General features: G+C 71.7%; 1 protein-coding gene. It reads left to right on the plus strand.

Annotated features, from left to right (window positions below):
- The coding region (locus DD1DGNOD_RS18645) for a class I tRNA ligase family protein (RefSeq protein WP_241255827.1) at positions 1-2,028 on the plus strand (2,028 nt) is incomplete at both ends.

The following is a 2,028-nucleotide window of genomic DNA, read 5'->3' on the forward strand; positions in this document are numbered from 1 at the left end:
CCCCGGCCACGGCAACAACCGCAACCACGGCAACCACGGCAACGGTCGCGCACTCGGTGGTCCTTGCCGACTATGTCACCACGACCGACGGCACCGGCCTGGTCCACCAGTCCCCAGCCTTCGGCGCCGAGGACCTCGCCGTCGCCCGCGTGTACGGGCTGCCCGTGGTCAACCCGGTGGGCCGCGACGGCCGGTTCGCCGCCGACCTCCCGCTGGTCGGCGGGGTCTTCTTCAAGGACGCCAACGCGGCCCTCATCGACGACCTGCGCTCCCGCGGGGTGCTGTGGCGGGCCGAGGACTACGCCCACAGCTACCCGCACTGCTGGCGCTGCCACACACCGCTGATCTACTATCCGCTGCCGTCCTGGTACATCCGCACGACCGCGATCGCCGGCCGGCTGCTGGAGGAGAACGAACGCACCGACTGGCACCCACAGCGGATCAAGAATGGTCGTTACGGAGAGTGGCTACGAGGCAACGTCGACTGGGCGCTGTCACGCAACCGCTACTGGGGCACGCCGCTGCCCATCTGGCGCTGCACCGCCGATCCGACCCATCTGACCTGCGTCGGGTCGCTGCTGGAGCTGTCCTCCCTGGCCGGGCGTGACCTGTCCGCGCTCGACCCGCACCGGCCGTTCGTCGACGAGGTCACGATCGCCTGCCCGACCTGCTCGGCGGTGGCGCGCCGCGTCCCCGACGTGATCGACGTCTGGTACGACAGCGGCGCGATGCCGTTCGCCCAATGGGGCGCGCCGCACCGCAACCGCGAGGAGTTCGAGGGCCAGTATCCGGCGCAGTACATCTGCGAGGCCATCGACCAGACCCGCGGCTGGTTCTACACGCTGATGGCCGTCGGGACGCTGGTGTTCGACCGCTCGGCGTACGAGACCGTGCTCTGCCTCGGCCTCCTCCTCGACGCCGAGGGCCGCAAGATGAGCAAGCATCTGGGCAACGTCCTCGACCCGTTCGAGCTGTTCGAACGGCACGGGGCGGACGCGGTGCGCTGGCTGATGCTCGCGGCCGGCTCGCCGTGGACGGACCGCAGGGTCGGCCACGAGGCGCTTGAGGACATCGTCCGCAAGGTGTTGCTGACCTACTGGAACACCGCGTCGTTCTTCGTCCTGTACGCGAACGCCGCCGGCTGGGCGCCGGGGGGTGCACCCGCCGCCGAACCGCAGGCCCGGCCGGTGCTCGACCGCTGGGCCCTGTCGGAGCTGCACGCCACCATCACCGAGGTCACCGAGGCGCTGGACGCGTTCGACTCGCTGCGCGCCGGGCGCCGCCTGACCCGCTTCATCGACGACCTGTCCAACTGGTACGTGCGCCGCTCCCGGCGGCGGTTCTGGGAGGCCGATCCGGACGCCCTGGAGACCCTCTACACGTGCCTGGACGGCGTGACCCGGCTGATGGCCCCCTTCACCCCGTTCCTCACCGACACGTTGTGGTCGAAGCTGGTCGCCGGCGTCCGGGTGGACGCCCCGGACTCGGTCCACCTCGCCGACTGGCCGGTCCCGGTGCCCGACCTCGTGGACGCATCGCTTGCCGCCCGGATGGATCTGGTGCGGCGGGTGGTCGAACTCGGCCGGGCGGCACGGGCGAGCAGCGGTGTGCGGACCCGCCAGCCGCTGGCACGCGCGGTCGTGGCCGCCCCCGAGTTCGCCGGGCTCTCCCCGGACCTGCGCGCGCAGATCGCCGAGGAGCTCAACGTCACCACCGTCGAGGCCGCCACCGCCGACGTGGTCGACGTCACCGTGAAGCCGAACTTCCGGACGCTGGGCCGCCGGTTCGGCAAGCGAACCCCGCTGGTCGCGGCGGCCGTCGCCGGCGCGGGCCGGCCGGTGGACGGCCGGCTCACCGTCGAGGTGGACGGCGAACGGATCGAGCTCGCCGGTGACGATCTCATCATCGCCGAGACCCCGCGACAGGGATGGGCCGTGACGTCGGAGTCGGGGCTGTCCGTGGCCCTCGACCTGGAGATCACCCCCGAACTGCGGCGGGCCGGTATCGCCAGGGACGTGGTGCGGATCC

The organism is Candidatus Protofrankia californiensis, assembly GCF_900634765.1.
In the GTDB taxonomy this organism is placed as follows: Bacteria; Actinomycetota; Actinomycetes; order Frankiales; family Frankiaceae; genus Protofrankia; species Protofrankia californiensis.